The organism is Mesorhizobium sp. M2A.F.Ca.ET.067.02.1.1 (genome assembly GCF_004023285.1).
GTDB lineage: Bacteria > Pseudomonadota > Alphaproteobacteria > Rhizobiales > Rhizobiaceae > Mesorhizobium.
In genome coordinates, this window is sequence record NZ_RZSB01001165.1 from 1 (window position 1) to 1,171 (window position 1,171).

Here is a 1,171-nt window from a genome sequence, read left to right on the forward strand (position 1 = left end):
ATGATGATCGCCCACGGCCAGGCCGTGATGCGCGGCTCGGCCAAGGCCTGCGTCGTGGTCGACATGCCCGCCGGCAGCTATGAGACCTCGCCGGCGCAGGCCGCGACGTCCGCGAGGCGCATTGTCGAGGAAACGGGCTGCCAGGCCGTGAAGCTCGAAGGCGGCGTCGACATGGCCGCCCAGATCGCGGCCATCGTCGCCGAAGGCATACCGGTGATGGGTCATATCGGGCTGCAGCCACAGTCGGTGGAAAGGGACGGCGGCTACAGGATCAAGGGCCGGACGGAGGAGAACATCGCAGCGCTCTTCCGCGACGCCGAGGCGGTGGAGAAGGCCGGCGCTTTCTCGGTCGTCATAGAGGGGACGATGGAGGCCGTGGCCGCGAAGTTGACCCGTCATATTTCCATACCGACCATCGGTATCGGCGCCAGCGCCGACTGCGACGGCCAGATCCTGGTGATCGACGACATGGTCGGCATGACCGTCGACCGCGTGCCCAAATTCGTGAAGGAATACGCGGATTTGCGCAGCGTGATCGCCGATGCGGCGGCGCGCTACGCCGCCGAGGTGCGCAGCCGCGCCTTTCCCGGCCCAGACCACGTCTTCACGACAGCATCCGGCAAGGACGAGACATGAGCACTCCAATCGTCGTCGACAGCGTCGCCGCCCTTCGCGCCCAGGTGCGCGAGTGGCGCCAGGCCGGCCTCAGGGTCGCCATGGTACCGACCATGGGCGCGTTGCATGACGGCCATATCTCGCTGGTCAGGATCGCGCTCGAATGCGCCGACCGCTGCGTCGTCTCGATCTTCGTCAACCCGACGCAGTTCGCGCCGACGGAGGACCTCGACAAATATCCGCGCCAGCTGGCGCGCGATCTCGACCGGTTGCGGGAGGCAGGCGCGCATCTCGCCTTCACGCCGAGCGTAAGCGAAATGTACCCCGCCGGCTTCGCCACCAAGATCTCGGTGGGCGGCCCCTCGTCGGGTCTCGAAACAGACTTCAGGCCGAGCTTCTTCGACGGCGTCGCGATCGTGGTGGCCAAGCTCTTCCTGCAGGCGGCGCCCGACTGCGCCGTGTTCGGCGAAAAGGACTACCAGCAGCTTTGCGTCGTCAGGCAGCTCTGCCGCGATCTCGACCTGCCGGTCGAGATCATCGGCGCGCCGACGGTGCG

2 protein-coding genes are annotated in these 1,171 nt (G+C 67.0%); both read left to right on the top strand.

Going from position 1 to position 1,171, the window contains the following annotated elements; translation table 11 throughout:
• Window positions 1–636 (top strand): 3-methyl-2-oxobutanoate hydroxymethyltransferase (gene panB / locus EOA28_RS36405; protein ID WP_128315875.1); only part of this gene is annotated, 636 nt, incomplete at its 5' end.
• Window positions 633–1,171: pantoate--beta-alanine ligase (locus EOA28_RS36410; protein WP_148671134.1), on the top strand; the 539-nt coding region annotated here is incomplete at its 3' end. The genes panB and EOA28_RS36410, both read left to right, overlap by 4 nt.